Origin of the sequence: Saccharothrix longispora (assembly GCF_031455225.1) — a bacterium.
In the GTDB taxonomy this organism is placed as follows: domain Bacteria; phylum Actinomycetota; class Actinomycetes; order Mycobacteriales; family Pseudonocardiaceae; genus Actinosynnema; species Actinosynnema longispora.
On the sequence record NZ_JAVDSG010000001.1, the window covers coordinates 1747010 to 1766399 of the forward strand.

Here is a 19390-nt window from a genome sequence, read left to right on the forward strand (position 1 = left end):
ATGGAGAACGAGGAGAAGCTGCGGTACTTCCTCAAGCGGGTGACCGCCGACCTCCAGCAGACCCGGCAGCGGCTGCGGGAGGCCGAGGAGGGGACGCAGGAGCCGATCGCGATCGTCGGCATGTCGTGCAGGCTCCCCGGCGCGGACACGCCCGAGGAGCTGTGGGACCTGCTGGTCGAGGGTCGCGACGCGATCAGCGGGTTCCCCGCCGACCGCGGCTGGGACCTGGACGCGGTGTACGACGCGGACCCGGAGAGCCGCGGCACGTCGTACGTCGACCAGGGCGGCTTCCTGCGCGGCGCGGCCGACTTCGACCCGGCGTTCTTCGGCATCTCGCCGCGCGAGGCCGTGGTGATGGACCCGCAGCAGCGCCTGCTGCTCCAGGTCAGCTGGGAGGCGCTGGAACGCTCCCGGATCGACCCGACCGCCCTGCGCGGCAGCCGCACCGGCGTGTTCACCGGCGCGAACTACCAGGACTACAGCGAGTTCGTCGCCCGGCTCCCCACCGGCGCGGAGGACTTCCTGGCCACCGGCCTCGCGGCGAGCGTGCTGTCCGGCCGGGTCGCCTACGCCCTCGGCCTGGAGGGGCCGGCGCTCACCGTGGACACGGCGTGCTCGGCGTCCCTGGTGGCGATGCACCTCGCCGCGCACGCGCTGCGGCGCGGCGAGTGCGACCTGGCGCTGGCGGGCGGCGTGACCGTGATGGCGACGCCCGGTCTGTTCATCGGGTTCAGCCGCCAGCGCGGGCTGGCCCCCGACGGCCGCTGCCGGTCGTTCGCCGACGCGGCGAGCGGCACCGGCTGGGGCGAGGGCGCGGCCGTGCTGGTGCTGGAGAAGCTGTCCGACGCGCAGCGCAACGGGCACCCGGTGCTCGCGGTGCTGCGCGGGTCGGCGGTGAACTCCGACGGCGCGTCCAACGGCCTGACCGCGCCCAACGGGCCGTCCCAGGAGCGGGTGATCCGGGCGGCGCTGGCATCGGCCGGGCTGCGGCCGTCCGACGTGGACGCGGTGGAGGCGCACGGCACGGCGACCGTGCTCGGCGACCCCATCGAGGCCGCCGCGCTGCTGGCCACCTACGGGCAGGACCGGGACGAGCCGCTGTGGCTGGGGTCGGTCAAGTCCAACCTCGGGCACACCCAGGCCGCCGCCGGCGTCGCGGGCGTCATCAAGGTGGTCCTCGCCCTGCGCAACGGCCTGCTCCCGCGCACCCTGCACGTCGACAAGCCCACCGGGGCCGTCGACTGGTCCACCGGCGACGTCCGGCTGCTGACCGAGGCCGTGCCGTGGCCCGACCGCGACCGGCCGCGCCGGGCCGGCGTGTCGTCGTTCGGCATCAGCGGCACCAACGCGCACGTCGTGATCGAGCAGGCGCCCGCCCCGGAGCCCGCCGACGAGGCGGGGGAGTGGCGCGCGCCCGTCGTGCCCGTCCTGCTCTCCGCGAGGTCGGCGGAGGGGCTGCGCCTCCAGGCCGGTCGTCTGCTGTCCTTCGTGGACACCGCGCGCCCCGCGCTGCCGGACCTGGCGCGGTCGGCCGCCACCACCCGGGCCGCGCTGCCGCACCGCGCCGCCGTCGTGGCGGGCGACCTCGACGAGCTGCGGACCGCGCTGGGGGCCCTGGCCTCCGGCGCGCCCACCACGGCCCGCACCGCGCAGGCCAGGCCGGGGCACTCGGCGTTCCTGTTCAGCGGTCAGGGCGCGCAGCGCGCCGGCATGGGGCGCGAGCTGCGCGCGGCGTTCCCGGCGTTCGCGCGGGCCTGGGCCGAGGCGTGCGCGCTCCTCGACCCGCTGCTGCCGGTGCCGCTGGACGAGGTGCCCGCCGACCGCGTGCACGACACCGCGTTCGCCCAGGCCGGGCTGTTCGCGTTCGAGGTGGCCCTGTTCCGGCTCCTGGAGTCGTGGGGCCTGCGCCCCGACTACCTGATCGGCCACTCCGTCGGCGAGATCGCCGCCGCGCACGTGGGCGGCGTGCTGTCCCTGGCCGACGCGTGCGCGCTGGTCGCCGCGCGCGGCGCGCTGATGGGCGCGCTGCCGCCCGGCGGCGCGATGATCGCCGTCGAGGCGACCGAGGACGAGGTGACGCCGCTGCTCACCGCCGGCGTGTCGATCGCCGCCGTGAACGGGCCGCGCTCCGTCGTCGTCTCCGGCGAGGAGGACGAGGCCGAGGCGGTGGCCGCCGCGTTCGCCGACCGCCGCACCACCCGGCTGCGCGTGTCGCACGCCTTCCACTCGCCGCGCGTCGAGCCGGTGCTGGCCGACTTCGAGCGCGTCGCCCGCCGCCTGACCTACGCCGCGCCCGCCGTGCCGATCGTCTCCACCGTCACCGGCCGCGTCACCGACCTCGCGGACCCCGCCTACTGGGTGGGGCAGGTCCGCGCCACCGTGCGCTTCCACGACGGCGTGCGCTGGCTCGCCGAGCGCGACGTCACCCGGTTCCTGGAGGTCGGGCCGGACGCCGTGCTCAGCTCCCTGGTGGCCGACGGCGTGCCCGCCCTGCGCCGCGACCGCCCCGAGGCGGCGTCCCTGCTCACCGCCCTGGCCGACCTGCACGGCCGCGGCTGGTCGCCGGACTGGTCCGCGGTGTTCGCGGGCTCCGGCGCGCGGGTCGTGGACCTGCCGACGCAGGCGTTCGAGCTGGAGCGCTACTGGATCGACGTGCCGCTGGCCGGGCGCGGCGTCGGCGACCCCGGCCAGTGGGGGCTGTCCGCCGCCGACCACCCGCTGCTGGGCGCGACCATCGGCCTCGCCGACGGCGACGGCCTGCTGTTCACCGGCCACCTGTCCACCCGCACCGCGCCGTGGCTGGCCGACCACGTCGTCATGGGCGCGGTGCTGCTGCCCGGCACCGCCTTCCTCGACCTGGCCACCCGCGCGGGCGACGAGGTCGGCTGCGGCGTCGTCGAGGAGCTGACCGTCGAGGCGCCGCTCGTGCTGCCCGAGGGCGACGGCGTGCGGTTGCAGGTCACCGTGGGCGCGGCCGACGAGGCGGGCCGGCGCGCGGTGTCCGTGCACTCGCGCGCGGAGGGCGACGCCGACCTCGCGTGGACCAGGCACGCCTCCGGCGTGCTGGCGCCCGGCGGCACGGCCGTGCTGGAGTCGCTGACCGCGTGGCCGCCCGCCGACGCCGAGCCGGTCGACCTGGCCGGCCACTACGCGCGGCTGGCCGACGCGGGCTTCGGCTACGGCCCCGTCTTCCAGGGGTTGACGGCGGTGTGGCGGCAGGGCGGGCGCGTCTACGCCGAGGTGCGGCTGCCCGAGGGCCAGGACGCCGCCGCGTTCGGGCTGCACCCGGCGCTGCTGGACGCCGCCCTGCACGCGCTGGGCACCACCCCGCCGGGGGCGTCGGACGACGTGCGCGGCCGCATCCCGTTCGCCTGGTCCGACGTGGTCCTGCACGCGGTGGGCGCGTCGGAGCTGCGCGTGCGGCTCGACCCGACCGGCCCCGAGTCGGTGTCGCTGGTCGTCGCCGACGGGACGGGCGCGCCCGTCGCCTCGGTCGGCGGCCTGGCCCTGCGGCCCGCGTCGGTCGACGGCGTGCGCGCCGCCGGTCGCGGCAGGCACGAGTCGCTGTACGGGCTGGACTGGATCGCCACGCCCGCGCCGGAAGCCGGTCCGACCCCCGACGTCGTCCGCGTGGGCCGGCCGGAGGGGACGGTCCCCGAGGCGACCCGCGCGGTCCTCGCCGAGGTGCTGGGCCACCTCCAGGAGCGCCTGGCGACCACCGACCCCACGCCGCTGGTGTTCGTCACCTCCGGCGCGGTGGCGGTCTCCCCGGACGAGGCCCCGGACCCGGTGCCGGCCGCCGTGGGCGGCCTGGTGCGCGCCGCCCAGGCGGAGCACCCGAACCGCTTCGGCCTGCTCGACCTCGCCGACCGGGGCGCGGAGGCCGACATCGTGGACCTGGCCGCCCGGTTCGCCGCCCTGGGCGAGCCGCACGCGGCCGTCCGGGACGGCGGGTGGTTCGTCCCGCGCCTGACCCGGCTCCCGGTGGCCGACGACGCCGGCGTCCCCGACTTCTCCGCCGGCACCGTCCTGATCACCGGCGGCACGTCCGGCCTCGGCGCGCTCGTCGCGCGCCACCTCGTGGCCGAGCACGGCGCGCAAAACCTGCTGCTCATCAGCCGGCGCGGCCCGCAGGCCCCCGGGGCGGCGGACCTCGCCGAGGAGCTGGGCGCGGAGGTCGTCGCCTGCGACGCCGCCGACCCCGCCGCGCTGGCCGCCGCCGTCGGCGACCGGACGCTCGCCGCCGTCGTGCACGCGGCCGGCGTGCTGGACGACGCGACCGTGGAGTCCCTGACTCCCGACCGGTTCGAGGCAGTGCTGCGCGCCAAGGTCGACGCGGCCTGGGCGCTGCACGAGCTGGCCCCCACCGCGCCGCTGCTGCTGTTCTCCTCCGTCGCCGGCCTGTTCGGCGCGTCCGGCCAGGGCAACTACGCCGCCGCGAACAGCGCCCTCGACGCCCTCGCCGAACACCGCCGCGCCCTCGGCGCGCCCGCGCTGTCGCTGGCCTGGGGCACCTGGTCGGAAGCGGGCGGCATGACCGCCGGCCTCACCGCCGCCGACGTCGAGCGCCTCACCCGCACCGGTCTGCCGCCGCTGACCGCGCGCCACGGCCTCGACCTGTTCGACGGCGCCCTGCGCACCGACCGCGCCGTCACCGCCGCCGTCCGGCTCGACCTCGACACGCTCGCCGGCGTCGACCCGGTGCCGCCGGTGCTGCGCACGCTCGTGCGGCCCACCCGCCGCCAGGCCCGCGCGAACCGCTCCGGTGACTCGGCGCTGGCCCAGCGCCTCGCCGGCCGCACCCCCGCCGAGCGCGGCCGGGTCATCGCCGACCTGGTGCGCGCGCACGTCGCCGCGGTCCTCGGCTACGCCGCGCCCGGCCGCATCGGCGCGGACCAGGCGTTCACCGACCTCGGGTTCGACTCGCTGACCGCCGTCGAGCTGCGCAACGCCCTCACCGCCGACACCGGTCTCCGGCTGCCCGCGACCCTCGTGTTCGACCACCCCACGGTCGACGCCCTCGCCGCGTTCCTCGCCGCCGAGCTGACCGGCGACGACGCCCCGGCCGGGCCGGCCCGCGCCGGCACGACCCCCGCGACCGGCGCGACGGGCGACGACCCGGTGGTCATCGTCGGCATGAGCTGCCGCTACCCGGGCGGGATCACCTCGCCCGACGACCTGTGGGACCTCGTCGCGAACGGCGGCGACGGCATCACCGGGTTCCCGGACAACCGGAACTGGGACCTCGCGTCGCTCTACGACCCGGACCCCGACCGGCTCGGCACCAGCTACACCCGCGAGGGCGGGTTCCTGCACGAGGCGGGCGCGTTCGACCCCGACTTCTTCGGCATCTCCCCCCGCGAGGCCCTCGCCATGGACCCGCAGCAGCGGTTGCTGCTGGAGGTGTCGTGGGAGGCCGCGGAACAGGCGGGCATCGACCCGCAGTCGTTGCGCGGCAGCCGGACCGGCGTGTTCGCGGGTCTCATGTACTACGACTACGCGGCCGGGAACGTCGAGTTCCCGCCGGACGTCGAGGGCTACCTGGGCACCGGCAACGCGGGCAGCGTGCTGTCCGGCCGCGTCGCCTACACGATGGGCCTGGTCGGTCCGGCCGTCACGATCGACACGGCGTGCTCGTCGTCGTTGGTGGCGCTGCACCTCGCGGCGCAGGCGCTGCGCGCGGGGGAGTGCTCGCTGGCACTGGCCGGCGGCGTGACGGTGATGTCGACGCCGGGCACGTTCGTCGAGTTCTCCCGGCAGCGCGGGCTCGCCGCCGACGGGCGGTGCAAGTCGTTCTCCGACAGCGCGGACGGCGTCGGCTGGGCCGAGGGCGTCGGCGTGCTGGTGCTGGAGCGGCTGTCGGACGCGCGGCGCAACGGGCACACCGTCCTCGCCGTCGTGCGCGGCTCCGCCGTGAACCAGGACGGCGCGTCCAACGGGCTCACCGCCCCGAACGGCCCGTCGCAGCAGCGCGTCATCCGGCAGGCGCTCGCGGACGCCGGCCTGCGACCGTCCGAAGTGGACGCCGTCGAGGCGCACGGCACCGGTACGACGCTCGGCGACCCGATCGAGGCGCAGGCGCTGCTGGCCACCTACGGCCAGGACCGCGAGCGCCCGCTGCTGCTCGGGTCGGTCAAGTCCAACCTCGGGCACACCCAGGCCGCCGCGGGCGTCGCGGGCGTGATCAAGGTCGTGCAGGCCATGCGCCACGGCGTGCTGCCGCGCACCCTGCACGTCACCGAACCGTCCACGCACGTCGACTGGTCCGCGGGCGACGTCACCCTGCTCACCGAGCCGACGCCGTGGCCGGAGACCGGTTCGCCGCGCCGGGCGGGCGTGTCGTCGTTCGGCATCAGCGGCACCAACGCGCACGTCGTGCTGGAGCAGGTCCCGGCCGTCGAGCCCGCGCCGAGCGCGCCGTCCCCGGGACTCGTGCCGCTGGTGCTGTCCGCGCGCACGCCCGCCGCGCTGCGCGTCCAGGCCGCGAACCTGCTGGCTCGCCACGCCGACCTCACCGATCCCGCCGACCTGGTCGACCTCGGGTTCTCGCTGGCGACCACGCGGGCGTCGTTCGAGCACCGGGCCGTGGTGGCGGCGTCGGACGTCGAGCAGGCCCGCACCGCGCTGCTCGCCCTCGCCGAGGGCGAGGACCACCCGGACGTGGTGACCGGCGTCGCCTCCGGGCACGGCCTGACCGGTTTCCTGTTCTCGGGGCAGGGTGCGCAGCGGCCGGGTATGGGGTTGGGGTTGGCGTCGCGTTTCCCGGTGTTCGCGGGGGCGTTGGACGAGGTGGCGGCGGTGGTGGACCCGTTGCTCGGTCGTCCGTTGCGCGGGGTGTTGGCGGCGGGTGGGTCGGACACGGCGTTGGTGCAGCCTGCCCTGTTCGCGGTCGAGGTGGCGTTGTTCCGGCTGCTCGAATCGTGGGGGGTGCGCCCGGACTTCCTGGTCGGGCATTCGGTGGGGGAGTTCGCGGCTGCGCACGTGTCCGGTGTGTTGTCCCTTGAGGATGCGTGTCGTCTGGTGGTGGCGCGTGGTCGGTTGATGGCGGCGTTGCCCGAGGGCGGCGCGATGGTGGCGGTGCAGGCGTCGGAGGACGAGGTCGTGCCGTACCTGGATGGTGTCGTGGCGTTGGCGGCGGTGAATGGTCCGCGTGCGGTGGTGTTGTCCGGTGAGGAGGCGGCGGTGCTGGCCGCCACCGCCGAGTTGGCCGGGCGTGGGCACAGGACGCGCAGGCTCGCCGTGTCGCACGCCTTCCACTCGCCGCTCATGGCCTCGGTGCGGGACGGGTTCCGGCGTGCCTTCGACGGGGTCGCGTTCGGGACGCCGACCATCCCGGTCGTCTCGTCGGTGACCGGTGCGGTGGCGGACCTGGGGAACGCGGACTACTGGGTGGAGCAGGTCGTCGAGCCGGTGCGGTTCGCCGACGCCGTGCGGGCGCTCGCCGCCGAGGGCGTGACCGCGTTCGTGGAGGTCGGGCCGGACGGGTCCCTGTCCGGGCTCGCCGAGGGCGGCGCGGGCGACGGGCTCGTGGTGCCGGTGCTGCGCCGCGACCAGGACGAGGAACGCGCGGCGATCACCGCGCTGGCCCGCCTGCACGTCCACGGCGTGCCCGTCGACCACGCCGCCCCGCACCACGCCGGTCGGCGGATCGGCCTGCCCACCTACCCGTTCCAGCACACCTGGTTCTGGCCCGGCCCCGCTCGGCGCACCGGCTCGCCCACCGCGATCGGCCTGGCGGACGCCGGCCACCCGCTGCTCGACGGCGCGACCGACCTGCCCGACACCGACGGCCACCTGTTCACCACGAGGCTGTCCCGGCAGACCCACCCGTGGCTGGCCGAGCACGTCGTGGCCGGTGTCGTCCCCGTCCCCGGCACCGCGCTGCTCGACCTCGCCCTGCACGCCGGCGCACGCACCGGCTGCCCCGGCGTCGCCGAACTGACCCTCGAAGTGCCGCTCGTGCTGCCCGAGCAGGGCGGCGTGCAGGTGCACGTCGTCGTCGGCGCGCCCGGTGCGGGCGGGGCCCGGCCGATCGGCGTGTACGGGCGCGGCGAGTCGGGCGACCAGCCGTGGGTGCGCCACGCGACCGGTCTGCTCGACACCCGCCGCGCCGCGCCCGGCGGCGCGTGGCCCACCGGTGGCGAGGACGTCCCGGTCGGCGGCGTCTACGAGCGGTTCGCCGCCGACGGCTTCGAGTACGGGCCGCTGTTCCAGGGCCTGCGCGCGGTGCGGCGGCACGGCGACGAGGTGGTCGCCGACGTCGGGTTCACCGGCGACCCGACCGGTTTCGGCGTGCATCCCGCCCTGCTCGACGCCTGCCTGCACGCCGCCGGCCTGGTCGGCTCCACCGGCGCGAACCTGCCGTTCTCCTGGTCCGGCGTCACCCTGCACGCGACCGGCGCGACCGCGCTGCGCGCCCGCATCACGCCCGTCGGCCCGTCGGCGGTGGCGCTGTCCGTCGTGGACGCCGACGGCGGTCCGGTGCTGGACGTCGACCGGCTCGTGCTGCGCCCCGTCCCGACCGACCTCGGCACGACCAGGGCCCCGCTGTACGCGGTCGAGTGGACCGAGGTGCCCGCCGACGCCGATGGCGACGCGGCCGTGCTGCGCGTGGCGTCCGAACCGGGTGAGGACCCGGTGACCGCCACGCACCGGCTCACCGCCGAGGTGCTGGCAGCCCTGCGCGACTGGCCCGCCGACGGGCCCCGACTCGCGGTCGTCACGCGCGGCGCGGTGTCCACCGGCCCGGACGACCCGGTGACCGACCTGGCCGCCGCCGCCGCGTGGGGACTGGTGCACAGCGCGCAGTCCGAGCAGCCCGACCGGTTCCTGCTGGTCGACGGCGACCCCGACGCCCGGCCGCACGGTGTCGAACCGCAGGTCGCCGTGCGCGCCGGCCGCGTGCTCGCGCCGCGCCTGGCACGGGTGCCGGCCGCCGAGCCGGCCGGGTGGACCGGGCGCGTGCTGATCACCGGCGGCACGGGCGGGCTGGGCGGCGTCGTCGCCCGGCACCTCGTCACCGCGCACGGCGTGCGGGACCTCGTGCTGGTCGGCCGGCGCGGACCGGACGCGCCCGGCGTCGCCGAACTGGTCGCCGACCTGGGCGACGCGGACACGGCCGTGGTGGCGTGCGACGTCACCGACCGCGTCGACCTGGCCCGCGTGCTGGCCGAGCACCGGCCGGACGTCGTCGTGCACGCCGCCGGCGTGCTCGCGGACGGCGTGCTCGCGTCCCTCACGCCCGACGACCTCACGGCCGTGCTGCGGCCGAAGGTGGACGCGGCGTGGCACCTGCACGAGCTGCTGCCCGACACGCCCCTGGTGCTGTTCTCCTCGGCCGGCGGCGTGTTCGGCGCGGCCGGCCAGGCCAACTACGCGGCGGCCAACGCGTTCCTCGACGCCCTCCCGTCCGTCCACCCGGGCGCGGTGTCGCTGGCCTGGGGCGCGTGGGCGCTGCCGGACGGCATGGCGGGCGCGCTCGACGAGGCCGACCTGACCAGGATGGCCCGCGCCGGCCTGCCCGCGCTGACCCTCGATGAGGGCCTGGCGCTGCTCGACGCCTCGGTCGGGGCCGGTCGCGGGGCCGTCGTCCCGGTCCGGCTGGACCCGGCCGCGGTGCGCGCGTCGGGCGTGGTGCCGCCGCTGCTGCGCGGCCTGGTGCGCACCGGCCAGACCGGCGCGGCCTCCGCCGGCGCGGTGGACCTCACCCGTCGCCTCGCCGGCCTCGCGCCCGCCGAGCGCGTGGAGGTCGTGAGCGACCTCGTGCGCGCCCAGGCGGCGCTCGTCCTCGGCCACGCGGGCGCGGAGCTGATCGACCCGACCCGCGCGTTCAGCGACCTGGGCTTCGACTCGCTCACCGCGCTGGACCTGCGCAACCGCCTCGGCGCGGTCACCGGCCTGCGCCTGGCGGGCACGCTCGTGTTCGACTACCCGACCGCCGGCGCGCTGGCCGGGCACCTGCTGGACGAACTGCTCGGCGCGGACGCGCCGGTGGACCTGATCCCGGCCGCGCGGGCGGCGGATGACGACCCGGTCGTGATCGTCGGCATGGCCTGCCGCTACCCGGGCGGCGTGCGGTCGCCCGAGGACCTGTGGCGGCTCGTCGCCGACGGCGTGGACGCGGTGAGCGGGTTCCCCACCGACCGCGGCTGGGACCTCGACGCCCTGGCCGGTGACGGCGCGGGCGCCTCGACCACCCGCGAGGGCGGGTTCCTGCACGACGCCGCCGAGTTCGACCCGGCGTTCTTCGGCATGTCGCCGCGCGAGGCGCTGGCCACCGACGCCCAGCAGCGGTTGCTGCTGGAGGTGTCGTGGGAGGCCGTGGAGCGGGCGGGCATCGACCCGGTCTCGCTGCGCGGCAGCCGCACCGGCGTGTTCGCGGGCGTGATGTACAACGACTACCTGGCCGCGCTGAGCGGCGCCGACAGCGACTTCGGGGGCATGGCCGGCAACGGGAGCTCCGGCAGCATCGCCACCGGCCGCGTCGCCTACACGATGGGCCTGGTCGGTCCGGCCGTCACGATCGACACGGCGTGCTCGTCGTCGTTGGTGGCGCTGCACCTCGCGGCGCAGGCACTGCGGTCGGGCGAGTGCTCGCTGGCGCTCGCGGGCGGGGTGACCGTGATGTCGACGCCCGGCACGTTCGTCGAGTTCTCCCGCCAGCAGGGCCTCGCGCCCGACGGGCGGTGCAAGTCGTTCTCCGACAGCGCCGACGGCGTCGGCTGGGGCGAGGGCGTCGGCGTCGTGCTGCTGGAGCGGTTGTCGGACGCGCGTCGCAACGGTCACGAGGTGCTGGCGGTGGTGCGTGGTTCGGCCGTGAACCAGGACGGTGCGTCGAACGGTCTGACCGCGCCGAACGGTCCGTCGCAGCAGCGGGTGATCCGGGCCGCGCTGGCCAACGCGGGGCTACGTCCGTCCGATGTGGACGTGGTGGAGGCGCACGGCACCGGTACCACGCTGGGCGACCCGATCGAGGCGCAAGCCGTCCTCGCCACCTACGGTCAGGAGCGGGAACGACCGCTGCTGCTGGGGTCGGTCAAGTCGAACATCGGGCACGCGCAGGCCGCCGCCGGTGTCGCCGGGATCATCAAGGTGGTCGAGGCGATGCGGCACGGCGTCGTGCCCCGCACCCTGCACCTGGGCGAACCGTCGTCGCACGTGGACTGGTCGGCGGGAGCGGTGGAACCGGTCGCCGACGCCGTGGGGTGGCCGGAGACGGGCGGGCCCCGCCGGGCCGGCGTGTCGTCGTTCGGCATCAGCGGCACCAACGCGCACGTCGTGCTGGAGCAGGCGGAACCGCCCGCCCCGGCCCCCGTCCGCGAGGGCGGGCGGGCGGCGCTGTGGACGATCTCCGCGGTGACGCCGGAGGCGGTGCGCGAGCAGGCCGCCCGGCTGGCGGACCACCTGGCCGCCCGGCCGGAACCGGACCCGGTCGACGTGGGGTGGTCGCTGGCCACCACGCGCAGCCGGTTCGAGCACCGCGCGGCCGTGTGGGGGCCGGAGGGGTTGGCCGCGCTGGTGTCCGGCGACGTGCCGGTCACGTCGGTGCGCGGGACGGCGAAGGTCGCCTTCCTCTTCTCGGGGCAGGGTGCGCAGCGGCCGGGTATGGGGTTGGGGTTGGCGTCGCGTTTCCCGGTGTTCGCGGGGGCGTTGGACGAGGTGGCGGCGGTGGTGGACCCGTTGTGGGGTCGGTCGTTGCGCGGGGTGTTGGCGGCGGGTGGGTCGGACACGGCGTTGGTGCAGCCTGCCCTGTTCGCGGTCGAGGTGGCGTTGTTCCGGCTGCTCGAATCGTGGGGGGTGCGCCCGGACTTCCTGGTCGGGCATTCGGTGGGCGAGTTCGCGGCCGCGCACGTCTCCGGTGTGCTCGGCTTGAACGATGCGTGTCGTCTGGTGGTGGCGCGGGGCCGGTTGATGGCGGCCCTGCCCGAGGGCGGCGTGATGGTGGCGGTCGAGGCGTCGGAGGACGAGGTCGCCCCCCACCTGGGTGACGCCGTCGCCCTCGCCGCGGTGAACAGCCCGCGCGCGGTCGTGCTGTCCGGCGAGGAGGCGGCCGTGCTGGCCGCCACCGCCGAGCTGGCCGAGCGCGGCCACCGGGTGCGCAGGTTGTCCGTGTCGCACGCCTTCCACTCGCCGCTCATGGCCCCCGCGCGGGACGGGTTCCGGCGCGTGCTCGACGGGGTCGCGTTCGGCGCGCCGACCATCCCGGTCGTCTCGTCGGTGACCGGTGCGGTGGCGGACCTGGGGAACGCGGACTACTGGGTGGAGCAGGTCGTCGAGCCGGTGCGGTTCGCCGACGCGGTCCGGGCGGTGGTCGAGGACGGCGGCACCACCCTCGTCGAACTCGGCCCGGACACCGCGTTGGTCAACGCGGCGCTCGTCACCGCCGCCGGCACCGCCGGGGTCGAGGGCGTGGCGCTGCTGCGCCGCGACCGGGACGAGGTGGACACCGCCCGGGCCGCGCTGGCCCGGCTCGTGGCGCGCGGCGTCGAGCCCGACTGGCGGGCCCTGCTGCCAGACGGCCGCGTGGTGCCGCTGCCGACGTACGCCTTCGCCCGTCAGCGCTTCTGGCCGCGACGCGGGAGCGGGGCGGTCCGGGACGTGTCCGCCGCCGGGCTGCGCGCCACCGGTCACCCGCTGCTCGGCGCGGTGCTCGACCTGCCGGACGGCGGCGGCGCGGTGCTCACCGGCCGGTTCTCGCTGCGCTCGCAGCCGTGGTTGGCCGACCACGCGGTGGGCGGCGCGGTGCTGCTGCCCGGCGCGGCGTTCGTGGACCTCGTGCTGCGGGCCGGTGAGGAGGTCGGCTGCGACCGGATCGCCGAACTCGTCGTCGAGGCCCCGCTGGTGCTGCCCGAGGACTCCGCCGTGCAACTGCGCGTCGTCGTGGACGCCGACCGGGCCGTCACCGTCCACGCCCGACCGGACGACGGCGGGACCTGGACCCGGCACGCCACCGGCCGGCTCGCCGAGGCGGCGGAGCCCGTCGCCTGGTCCGACCCGGTCGGCGAACCGCTGCCCGTGGACGACCTGTACGACCGCCTGGCGGCCGGCGGGTTCTCGTACGGCCCCGCGTTCCGCGCGCTGACCGGCGCCCGGCGCACCGACTCCGGTGTCGCCGTCGAACTCGACCTGACCGCGACCGATGCGCCGGACGCCGGGTTCCGCGTCCACCCCTCGCTGCTGGACGCCGCCCTGCACGCGGTGCCGCTGCTCGGCCTGCCCGGTCTCGCCGGCCTGCCGTTCACCTGGACCGACGTGACCGCGCACGCCCCGGGCGCCGTCGCCACCCGCGCGCTGGTCGAACCGGTCGGACCGGACTCCGTGTCGGTGCGGCTGGCCGACGCCGACGGCGAACCGGTGCTGACGGTCGCCGGTGTGATGCTGCGCGCCGCCGGCGCGCAGGCCGCCGGGGACCTGCTGGAGACCCGGTGGCGACCGGTGCGCGCGGTGCCGCCGCTCGGCCGGCACGCCGTCCTCGGCGACGCCGCGGCCCCCGGTGCGCAGGGCACCTCGTACGCGGACGCCGACGAGCTGTGGGCGGCCCTCGGGGCGGGCGACGAGGTCCCGGCGACCGTCTTCCACCCGCTCCCGGTGGTCGACGGGCCCGTGCCGGAGGCGGTGCGCGTGCTCGTCGCCGACGTGCTCGCCCTGCTCCAGGACTGGCAGGCGGAACCGGCGGTCGCGCACTCCCGCCTGGTCGTGGTGACCCGCGCGGGCGACCTGGCCCACGCCGCCGTGCGCGGCCTGGTGCGCACCGCCGGGTCCGAGGCCCCCGGTCGGTTCGCGCTCGTCGACAGCGACGGCTCGGCCGACCTGCCGTCCCTGCCCGACGAACCCGAGGTCGCCGTCCGCGACGGCCGGGTCCTCGTGCCCCGCCTGGCCCGCGCCGCGGCCGGCGCGACGACCACCGACCTCGGCGACACCGTCCTCGTCACCGGCGCGTCCGGCGCGCTCGGCGGCCTCGTCGCCCGGCACCTGGTCGCCGCGCACGGCGTCCGCCACCTGGTCCTCGCCTCCCGCACGGGCCGCCCGGTCGACGTCGAGGGCGCGGACGTGGTGACCGTCGCGTGCGACGTCGCCGACCGCGACGCCCTGGCCGCGCTGCTCGCCGAGCACCCGGTCACCGCCGTGGTCCACGCGGCCGGCGTGCTGGACGACGGCGTGCTCGACGCGCTCACCCCCGAGCGGTTCGACGCGGTCCTGCGCCCCAAGGTCGACGCGGCCCACCACCTGCACGAGCTGACCGACGTCCCGCTGGTCCTGTTCTCCTCGGCCGCGGGCGTGCTGGGCGCGGCCGGGCAGGGCAACTACGCCGCCGCCAACGCCTTCCTCGACGCGCTCGCCGAGCACCGCCGCGCCGCCGGGCTGCCCGCCGTGTCCCTCGCCTGGGGCGCGTGGACCGGTGGCATGGCGGGTGAGCTTGACGAGGCCGCCCGCGCCCGGATGGCCCGCGCCGGCCTGCCGCCGCTCACCGTCGAGCAGGGGCTGGAGCTGTTCGACGCCGCGCTCACGGCCGACCGCGCCGCCCTGCTGCCGCTGCGCCTGGACACCGCCGCGCTGCGCGCCCTGGACGAGGTGCCGCCGCTGCTGCGCGACCTCGTGCCCGCCCGCCGCGCCGCGGCCCGCCGCGCGAACCCGACCACGCGCCTGGGCCGCGACCTGGCCGGGCGACCGCCCGCCGAGCAGGAACGCGCCCTGCTGGCCGCCGTGTCGTCGGCCGCCGCGCACGTGCTCGGGCACGCCGACGCCTCCGCCGTGCCCGCCGACCGCACGTTCCAGGAACTCGGGTTCGACTCGCTGACCGCGATCGACCTGCGCAACCGCCTGGACGCGGCCACCGGCCTGACCCTGCCGCCGACCCTGGTGTTCGACCACCCGACGCCGCTCGCGCTCGCCGCGCACCTGCGGGCCGAACTGGTCGCGGCGCCCGCACCCGTCCGGGAGGCCCCGCGCACCGTCGTGGTCTCCGACGACCCCGTGGTGATCGTGGGCATGGGCTGCCGCTACCCCGGCGGCATCACCTCCCCCGAGGAGCTGTGGGACCTCGTCGCGCGCGGCGGCGACGGCATCGGCGACTTCCCGGCCGACCGCGGCTGGGACGTCGACGCCCTGCACGACCCGGACCGCGTCCGCCCCGGCACCTCGGTCACCCGCGAGGGCGGGTTCCTGCACGACGCCGCCGAGTTCGACCCGGCGTTCTTCGGCATGTCGCCACGCGAAGCCCTCGGCACGGACCCGCAGCAGCGGTTGCTGCTGGAGGTGTCGTGGGAGGCCGTCGAGCGGGCGGGCATCGACCCGGTCTCGCTGCGCGGCAGCCGCACCGGCGTGTTCGCGGGCGTGATGTACAACGACTACGGCCTCCTCGCCCAGGCCGCCGCCGTCGACTCCGACACCCAGGGCAACGGCAGCTCCGGCAGCGTCGCCACCGGCCGCGTCGCCTACACGATGGGCCTGGAGGGCCCGGCCGTCACGGTCGACACCGCGTGCTCGTCGTCCCTGGTCGCCCTGCACTGGGCGGCGCAGGCGCTGCGCGGCGGCGAGTGCGACCTGGCACTGGCGGGCGGTGTCACGGTGATGGCCACGCCCACGCCGTTCGTCGAGTTCTCCCGCCAGGGCGGGCTCGCGCCGGACGGCCGCTGCAAGGCGTTCTCCGACGCCGCCGACGGCACCGGCTGGTCCGAGGGCGCGGGCGTGCTGCTGCTCGAACGCCTCTCCGACGCGCGCCGCAACGGGCACACCGTGCTGGCCGTCGTCAAGGGCAGCGCGGTCAACTCCGACGGCGCGTCCAACGGCCTCACCGCGCCCAACGGGCCCTCCCAGCAGCGCGTGATCCGACAGGCCCTCGACGCCGCCGGCCTGACCCCGTCCGACGTGGACGTGGTCGAGGCGCACGGCACCGGAACCGTCCTCGGCGACCCCATCGAGGCGCAGGCGCTGCTCGCGACCTACGGCCAGGACCGCGACGAGCCGCTGCTGCTCGGCTCGATCAAGTCGAACATCGGCCACACCCAGGCCGCGGCCGGCGTCGCCGGGATCATCAAGGTCGTCGAGGCCATGCGGCACGGCGCCGTCCCGCGCACCCTGCACGTCACCGAGCCGTCGTCGCACGTGGACTGGGCGTCGGGCGCGGTGGACCTGGTCGTGGACGACCGGGCGTGGCCCGCCGTCGCCCGGCCGCGCCGCGCCGCCGTGTCGTCGTTCGGCATCAGCGGCACGAACGCGCACGTGATCATCGAGCAGCCGGCCCCGTCGCCGTCGCCGACGCCGACGGCACCCGCCGAGGGGCCGTTCGCGCTCGCCGTGTCCGCCCGGGACCGCGACGGCGCCCGCACCCAGGCCGCCCACCTCGCCGACCACCTGCGCGCCACCGACGACGCCCTCGCCGACACCGCGTTCTCCCTGGCCACCACGCGCGCCGCGCTGGAGCACCGGGTCGTCGTGGTCGCCGCCGACCGGGCCGAGGCCGCCGACCGGCTGGCCGCGTTCGCCGCAGACGGGGACGCGCCGGGCGTCGTCGAGGGCGAGCCCCGTCGCGGCGGCCTCGCGTTCGCCTTCGCAGGGCAGGGCTCGCAGCGCGCCCGCATGGGCCTCGGGCTGGACCGCTACCCGGTGTTCGCCGCCGCCCTGGACGAGGTGGCCGCCGTGCTCGACGCCGAGTCCGGCTGGTCGCTGCGCGACGCCCTGGCGCACGCCGACCTGGACCGGACCGGGTTCGCCCAGCCCGCGCTGTTCGCGGTCGAGGTGGCGCTGTTCCGGCTGCTCGACTCCTGGGGCGTCCGCCCGGACGTGCTGGTCGGGCACTCGGTCGGGGAGATCGCCGCCGCGCACGTGGCGGGTGTGTTCTCGTTGGCGGACGCGTGTCGCCTGGTGGTGGCGCGGGCGAACCTGATGCAGGCGCTCCCGGCCGGCGGCGCGATGGTCGCCGTGCGGGCGACCGAGGCCGAGGTCCGGCCGCTGCTGGACGACGGCGTGTCGATCGCCGCCGTGAACGGCCCCGCGTCGCTGGTGGTCGCCGGTCCCGAGGACGCCGTGCTCGCCCTCGCCGCGCGACTGGGCGACAAGGCCACGCGGCTGCGGGTGAGCCACGCCTTCCACTCGGCGCTGATGGACCCGGTGCTGGACGACTTCCGGCGCGTCCTCGACGGCATCGCCTTCGCCGCGCCGCGCATCGCCCACGAGCCCACCGCCGACGGCGAGTGGGACTCGCCCGGGTACTGGGTCCGCCAGGTCCGGGACACCGTCCGGTTCGCCGACGCGGTGACCGCCCTGGCGGAGCGCGGCGTCTCGATCGTGCTGGAGGTGGGGCCCGGCGCGGCGTTGTCCGCCGCCGTGCGCGAGAACGCCGACGTCGTGGCCGTCCCGCTGCTGCGCGGCGACGACGAGCCGACCGCCGCCGTCACCGCCCTGGGCCGCCTGCACGCCGCCGGCGCGCCCGTCGACCTGACCGCGCCGACCCCCGGCGCACGCCGGGTCGCGCTGCCCACCACCGCGTTCCGCCGCCGCCGGTTCTGGCCGGTCGTCACCGGGGCGGGCCTCGACCTCGCCGCGGCGGGCGTCGAGCCCACCGGTCACGCGCTGCTCGCCGCCGCCGTGGGCCTGGCCGACTCCGACAGCCACGTGTTCACCGCCCGCCTGTCGCTGTCCTCGCACCCGTGGCTCGCCGAGCACCGGATGGGCGGCCTGGCCGTGCTGCCCGGGTCGGTGTTCGTGGAACTGGCCGTCCGCGCGGGCGACGAGGTGGGCTTCGGCGGCGTGCGGGAGTTGATGCTCGTCGCGCCGCTCGTCGTGCCCGAGTCCGGCGGCGTCACCCTTCAGGTGCGCGTCGACGACCAGGGCGCGCCGGGCGCGCGCGCCGTCACCGTCCACTCCCGGCGGGAGGACGGGGGCGACTGGTCGCTGCACGCCACCGGTGTGCTCACCGCCCTGGTCGAGCCCGCGCCCGAGCAGGGCGTCGAGTGGCCGCCCGCCGGCGCGGAGCAGCTGTCGGTGGAGGACTTCCACGCCGACGTCACGCGCGGCGCGGGTGGGGAGTACGGCCCGCTGTTCCGCGGCCTGCGGTCGCTGTGGCGGCGCGACGGCGAGGTCTTCGCCGAGGTCGTGCTGCCCGGCGACGCGCGCACCGCCGACGGCTTCGGCCTGCACCCCGCGCTGCTCGACGCCGTCGTGCAGGCGCTCAGCGCCAGCTCGATGGGCGGCGACGAGGGCAGGCTGCCGTTCGCGTGGGCCGACCTGCGCCTGCACGCCGCGGGTGCGACCTCCGTGCGCGCCCGGATCACGCCGACCGGTCCGGACAGCGTCGCCATCACCGTCGTCGACCCGACCGGCGCGCCCGTGCTCACCGCGGGTCGGCTGACCGTGCGCAGCCTCGCCGACGTGGTCGCGCCGGACGACTCCGGCCTGATGCGCGTCGAGTGGCACGCGGTCGAACCGGCAGCCGGTGCCGTGTCCGCCGCGGTCGTCGGCGACGTGGTCGACGTGCCGGGCGCGACGCGCCACCCCGACGTGGCGGCGGTGCTGGCCGCCGGCGCGCCCGACGTGACCGTGCTGCCGGTCGTGCCGGAGGGCGATGACCCCGCCACCGCCGCCCGGCAGGCCGCCGCGACCGCGCTCGACGCGGTGCGCACCTGGCTCGCCGAGGCGCCGCGCGGCGCACGACTCGCCCTGGTCACCCGGGGCACCGGACCGGCCGAGGCCGGCGTGTGGGGCCTGGTGCGGTCCGCGCAGACCGAGGCGCCCGACCGGCTCGCGCTGGTCGACCTCGACGGGCCCGCCGACCTGCTGCCCGCCGCCGTCGCCACCGGCGAACCGCAGCTCGCGCTGCGCGGCGGCGTCCCGGGCGCGGCCCGCCTGGTCCGCGCCGGCACGCCGGGGAAGGCGCTGGACCTGGGCGACACCGTCCTCGTCACCGGCGGCACGGGCGGGCTCGGCCTCGTCCTCGCCCACCACCTCGTCACCGCGCACGGCGTCCGTGACCTGGTCCTCACCGGACGCCGGGGAGCGGACGCGCCGGGCGTCGCCGAGGCCGTGGCCGAGCTGACCGCCGCGGGCGCGCGGGTCGTCGTCACCGCGTGCGACGTGGCCGACCGGGACCGGCTCGCCGCCGTGCTGGCGGACGTGCCCGGCCTGACGGGCGTGGTGCACGCCGCCGGCGTGCTGGACGACGGCGTGATCGCCGCGCAGACCCCCGAGCGGCTGGCCACCGCCATGCGGCCCAAGGCCGACGGCGCGTGGCACCTGCACGAGCTGCTGCCCGACACGCCCCTCGTGCTGTTCTCCTCGCTGGCCGGGGTGCTCGGCGCGGCCGGGCAGGCCAACTACGCCGCCGGCAACGCCTTCGTGGACGCCCTCGCCGCGCACCGCCGCGCCGAGGGCAAACCCGTCGTGTCGATCGCCT

At 77.3% G+C, this 19390-nt stretch carries 1 protein-coding gene (only partly in view); it reads left to right on the forward strand.

Features of this window, described 5'->3' with window-relative positions; translation table 11 throughout:
* Positions 1-19390 carry the 5' portion of a type I polyketide synthase gene (locus J2S66_RS07650; protein ID WP_310305565.1) on the forward strand. It continues 9644 nt past the right edge of the window, so only the first 19390 of its 29034 coding nucleotides appear in the window; the start codon lies at positions 1-3; its stop codon lies beyond the right edge, outside the window.